Source organism: Mesotoga sp. UBA5847 (assembly GCF_002432735.1).
In the GTDB taxonomy this organism is placed as follows: Bacteria; Thermotogota; Thermotogae; order Petrotogales; family Kosmotogaceae; genus Mesotoga.
Window position 1 is genome coordinate 1 of record NZ_DJGL01000008.1, and the last position, 6,059, is coordinate 6,059.

General features: G+C 46.1%; 2 protein-coding genes. One reads left to right on the forward strand and one right to left on the reverse strand.

The features are described 5' to 3' along the window. The first annotated feature begins 156 nt into the window (after positions 1–156). Entirely contained in the window at positions 157–2,265 is a 2,109-nt protein-coding gene (locus tag B3K91_RS00495; RefSeq protein ID WP_292593817.1) for a VIT domain-containing protein, read from the forward strand. A gap of 505 nt (positions 2,266–2,770) precedes the next feature. Here the strand turns inward: B3K91_RS00495 and B3K91_RS00500 are convergent. Beyond that, positions 2,771–5,860, reverse strand: coding sequence for a S8 family peptidase (locus B3K91_RS00500; RefSeq protein ID WP_292593819.1), 3,090 nt, complete (start codon positions 5,858–5,860; stop codon positions 2,771–2,773). Between the last annotated feature and the right edge of the window lie 199 nt (positions 5,861–6,059).

Genomic DNA, 6,059 nt, shown 5'->3' on the forward strand with positions numbered 1-6,059 from the left:
AAGTGATAAAGTCAAGAGACAAAAGGCATTGTCAAATCCCTTTTGAGCCAATAATAAGTTATTCATGAATTCTCATATATTGAATCGCATTGATGTAGCAAACTTTGTAGCCCTCTCTCATGTCATATGTAGTAAGGAGAAAGAGGGGGCGATAGAATGAAGGGTTTTGGGGCAATGGTTCTTTTCGTTTTGGCTGGTGCAACTGTCTTTTCAAACGGAGTAGTGGTTCCACCGTATCCAATTGAAAGGGGTCTAGGCGGATTTGTTATGAACTCTCACAATGTTCATATAAAAGTCGAAGACGGAATTGCAACTGTGATTATCGAGGAGGAATTTGAGAACAAATCTATGAGATTGCTTGAAGCGGTGTATCTCTTTCCAATACCTTCTTCGGCCGTGATTAGCGACTTCACTATGAAGATAGGGGATCAAGTTCTTAAGGGAGAAGTACTGCCGGCAGATCAGGCCCGAGAAATCTATCAGGAAATTGTCGCAAAAATGAAAGACCCGGCATTGCTCGAATACGTTGGAACTCAACTGATCCGAATGAGCATATATCCCTTTGAACCGGGAGAGAAACGCCAGTTCCTGATCCAATACAGTCAGCCTCTCGAGATTTCTTCTAATTCTTATTCGATGATCTATCCTTTAAAGATTGATAGCTTTCTCTCTGCACCGATAGGAGCTGTCAACATCAGAGTTTCGGTCCCGTTTGAGATTGCAGAGGTCTATTCGCCGACTCACCCGTTCAGAGAGATGGAAAGCGCATCGGGCAGGGATTACATCTTTAACGCAACCGATTTCGTGCCAGGTTCGGACGTGGCTTTAGTTCTTACATCATCTGAAGACGAGATCCCTTCATCCCTTGCAACTCACTGGGATGACGCCATGAATGAAGGATACTTCCTTCTTACAATTATTCCTAGACTGAAAGAAGAAACAATCATTCCCAAGGATGTTGTCTTCGTTCTCGACATTTCCGGCTCGATGTACGGCGAGAAGATGGAGCAGGCAAAAAGAGCTCTGGAGCAGGTCCTTCAGATGCTTCGCTCTGGCGACCGCTTTGCGATTGTGACTTTCGATGGCCATGTCCACAATCTCACGGGAGGATTGCTCGATGCATCGGAAAGGGCTGTCTGGATAGAGAATGTAAGGCGCATTCAGGCAGATGGCATGACAAATATCTATGACGCTCTTCAAACGAGCATAGACATGTTTAGCAAAGACGACCAGGGAAGGTTCAAAGTGCTCCTCTTTCTCACAGATGGGGCTCCCACCGAAGGAATTACGGACACGGGGAAGATAATCAACGATGCAACTCCCGAGGCAAGAGCCAGAAATGTACACCTGTTTTCTTTTGGAGTAGGAACGGGCGTTGTCGCTGAACTTCTGGACAGACTGGTTCAGGAAAATGCTGGAAGGGTAAGTTACATTGTTGAAGGCGAAAACATTGAAGGAAAGGTTACCGATCTTTACAGGACGATCGAGACGCCGGCTCTAGAGAATGTGACTATATCTATCGAAGGATCGGAGGTTGCGAAGGTTCTTCCGACCGGCCCGCATTCTCTATTCTCCGGACAGGCTCTAAGACTCTCCGGCATTTACTTTGAAGAGGGCGATCTGAAAGTAATCGTAGAAGGAACAAGAGGATTAGAGAGATACAGATACGAGTATCTATTCAGAGTTTCAAAGAATCCTGACAACCCATTTATTGCAAAGATCTGGGCACAGAAGAGAATTGCTCATCTTGCAAATATCTACAGGTATGATTCCTCTCTCTCAATAGCGGCAAAAGAAGAAGTGAAGCAAGAGATTATCGCTCTTTCAAAGAAATTCAACATAATTAACGAGTTCACCTCCTACCTGATTGCCCCTGAAAGAGTGCAGACCTCTACCCTGGGAGACAGGGGCGGCTTCAGCGCCTCCCCCGCTGTAGATGCCGTAATGGCTGCAAAGTCTGTTGCCGAGATGGAGCAAGACCAGTTTGTCGGAAGCGGAGCCTCTGACTACAAATTTGTAGACAGTATCGGATTTGCTCTCGAAGAAGGAATATGGGTTCAGGACGACGAAGAGGTCAAGACACTTGAACCGATAAGCCTTGTTGCTTACAGCAAAGCTTATTTTGAATTGGCTGATAGAAGCGAATGGGTTGAAAAGGTCTTCGCCCTTGGAGAAAGAGTCAAGTTCATCTTCAATGGAATGCTTTTTGAGATCTCAGACAAAGGAATAGAGAGCGTTGAAGAACTGGACGAAATCTTGAAATAGGCATTGTTTTCTAATAGAAACCCTCAAAAAGACCGTGTTAGTTAGAAGGAACGCAAGACAACTGCGTTCCTTTTGACCGGGTTCAAGTTATTATTACCCATAAGTTTTTTTGTTCGGATCAGAGCCGTTGCTTACACAATGTCATCTGAACACTGTTTAGACGAAGTATTAAACGAGAGGATGAGAAAGTATTATGTCGAGATTTTCTCTTTTTAGGGAGGGCGAACGGCCTTCGTCCTCAGCTCCTAAGCCTCACTTTCTTTATCAAATGGATTTTCACGGTCTCCGTACTTCTATCATCGGCTTTTGAAGTTTAGCATCTGTAGGTTTTGCGGTTAAAAGAGTTCAAGAAACCGAGCCTGTCACGAAAAATAGATAGAAAGATTTATAAAATAGAAAAGGAACGCAGAGGTTGCGTTCCTTTTCAATTTGCTTCGTTCATTCAGTTATTTTAACTGTGAGGCTCTTGAATCAGATGCCTGCAAGATTCATCGTTTCTACCGGATCAATCTCCAATTATCGGGGCGAACTGGAAGTCAATCCAGTTGTCGCCACCGGAGAGAGTTATCGTCTGTGCATTGTTCAGATTAGGTTCGCCTCCGGAGTAGTTGTAGTATCCGAGGAGATCCCCGGTATTGATCGTCCCGCTCTCATCCATATCTCTCCAGGCATATACCTTCACTTGAGAAAGACTCACATTGCTGAAGTGATACGCTCCTGAATCAGATAGGTTGGTGCTGGCAATGTTGGAGCCTGTTGAGGGATTCCTCAAGAAGACTTTGAACTCCTGCGGCGAGGTAATGGCTTCGAGAGCCGCTCCCGCGTCTATCAGTCCCCACCCATAGTAATCGTCTCTACCTGGAGAACCTAGATCGATCGCTGTACTGCGAAGAACGCTTCTGATATCGTCGGGATCGGTTAACCCGGCTCCCATAAGAAGAGCAACTACGCCAGTTACATGTGGCGTGGCCATCGACGTTCCCTGCATATACATATAAGTGTTGCCCGTAGGGGTCCAACCGGTGCTGTAGATTCCATTTGGATCAGTACCCGACAGCATGTACCCTCCCGGTGCCACAACGTCCAAAGCAGGTCCAAAGCAAGAGTATGACGATCTCGTGATTGTACCTCTATCTTCCCAGACGGCTCCTACAGCTATCGTCTCTGGATAGCGAGCAGGATAGAGGATATTGCCGTCTCCATTGTTTCCAGAAGCTGCGACCATAACCACTCCATTCCTTGCTGCGTATTTCACAGCATCATATACCGCCGGGCTGTCTGAAGGTCCTCCAAGACTCATATTAATGACCTTCGCCCCATGATCGACTGCGTAGATGATACTGTTCATAAGAGCTGCTGCGTCTTTGATTCCTCTTATCGGGATCAAGGTGATTCCAAATCCCCCCCAGGTAACTCCAGATACGCCTTTACCATTGTTTGTAAGAGCAGCTATCGTTCCTACGACGTGCGTGCCGTGACTGTCGATTGAAGTGGTTGGTTCAGATACATTTGTGTTGTTGTTCACAAAGTTATATCCCGATTCGAATATGCCGGCTAGATCGGGATGACTCGTGCTGAATCCAGAATCGATTACCGCAACAACCACACTCCTGGAGCCAACCGCGTAGTCCCAAGCTTGAGGCAAATTGATCAGCGGGTAGTTCCACTGTAGCGAGTAGTAAGTATCATTCGGTGTTGTCTCAAGCGCATAGAAAGTGCTGTTTCTAGAAACCTGGACGACTCCCGGCAATCCTGTCAACTCTTTTTCGCTGGCCGTTGTTCTCACATGTATGTACTGCAGTTCACCGTAATAGTCTTCTATCCTGCCAATTATCTGGATCTCGGGAAGAGAGGAGGTGGAGAATGATTCCTCTACCTCCTTGAATGATTCTACCTTCAATAGATATTCATTCTCGATGTATTCCGGTTTGTCGTTCGTAGTTCTTATTTCCGTATTGGAGAGTATCTCCATCTCATTCAGGTCTGCTGTCTTTATGTTTCCCGTGTACGGAGTAACGATTCCAAAGACATTCTTTGTCGTGGTCTCAGCATTATAGTATGCAATCACATTCTTGGGAGAGTTGACATTGACAGTTATGGGGTTTGCATCTCCCATGTTCGCTCCGTTTATTACCCAGTGTGAAAAGGTGTAACCAGCTCTTGTTGGTGCGGTGAAGTTCTTCACTGTGCCCGCGATATACCACCCTGCACCTTCTATGGTTCCGCCTGCAGGATTTGTTCCCGTTGTCACTTTGTACTCTACTTTCATCTCTGCGGTATAGGTCATATCTGAGTTCAAGGTAATCGTTCTTGGGTTGTTAGTATTCGTGTCGCTCCACTGTATGAAGGTGAAGCGGGTATCAGTTCCTGTCACTTGAGCTGATTTATCTTTCTCTTGAGGGGAAGTAACTTCGATGGCTCTTGAAGTTCCGCTGTTGAGAATCACTGTCTTCGGCGAAGTGTAGTTAGTACCACCTATGCTGATGTTCAATCCGGTTTCCGGAGATGTAGTAACCGTAAGAGTGTACTGAGCCTGCTGCTCTGCGAAAACGGCAGTTACGTGATATGGCTTGTCAACCAATAGCTCTAGAGGACGTGCACTTCCCACATCTTTGCCATTGACATACCAATGGCTGAAGTTGTAAGGACCCAAATCACCGCTGAAGTCGAACAGCCATTCAGTGCCTCTATCTGTCCAGAAATCGGCAACTTCAGAGACTTCTGATGGTGAGGAATCAACGGTGATGCGATACTCGGTGTCCATTTCTGCAGTATATGTAATATCAGAGTTGACTATCACATTTCTGGGATTCGAAGCATTGCCATCATTCCAGTTACTGAATACGTATCTCGAGTCTATTCCCGTAAGCCAGGGTGATATGTCCTTCTGCTGTGGAGTAACGACCGAAATCTGCTTCGTTGTTCCACTGTTCACAATCATTCCTTTGGGTGAAGTAAAAAGCGTCCCGTCGATTCTTATGTCAAGTGCCAGATCTGGAGAGGTGGTGACAGTCAAATTACACGGAACTTGATTTGCAGTGTAAACGGCAACAACGTTCTTAGGCTCGTTAATTGTAACGCCAAGAGTCATCAAGGAACCCAAGTTTGTCCCATTTACAAGCCAATGGCTGAATGTATTACCTGCTCTTGTTGGTGCGGTGAAATTCTTAACCGTCCCCGCAATGTACCAGCCTGCGCCAGCAACGTCTCCGCCTTCTGGACTGGTCGATGTGGTCACCTTGTACTCGACCTTCATCTCTGCCGTGTAAGTCATATCGGAATTGAGGGTTATAGTTCTCGGGTTGCTGGTGACCGTATCGCTCCACTGAAGGAAAGTGAAACGAGTATCCGATCCTATAACCTGACCCGATCTATCTTTCTCTTGAAGAGCGGTAACGCCAATATCCGTTGAAGTGCCGCCATTGAGAGTAACCGTCTTCGGGGAGTCATAACTTGTCCCAGCTATGCTGATGCTCAGTCCGGTTTCCGGCGCAGTCGTGACAGTCAATGTGAATTTGGTAGGGGTCGGACACCCCGCAAGCATAATGATCAGTGTTGCGGATAAGGTTATAAGAGCAAAAAACTTGATCTTCATAGATACCTCCTCGCGATGGAAGGAAACATTTCGCATAATCAAGTGTATATGAGGGCTTCAGGTTAGGAATTGCTTGACAATGTGTTAGCTCCGACAAACAATCCTAGCATGAATCATGCTATATATAGCAGCCAATTCCACTCTTAGGACGAAGCAGAGTATTGCCAACCGGAGGTCGTTATGAAAGCGATTGAAAGCT

What these genes read in the sequence shown, in the direction of transcription:
- B3K91_RS00500 (WP_292593819.1), bottom strand. Translation starts at nt 5,860, where the DNA reads ATGAAGATCAAGTTTTTTGCTCTTATAACCTTATCCGCAACACTGATC.
- B3K91_RS00495 (WP_292593817.1), top strand. Translation starts at nt 157, where the DNA reads ATGAAGGGTTTTGGGGCAATGGTTCTTTTCGTTTTGGCTGGTGCAACT.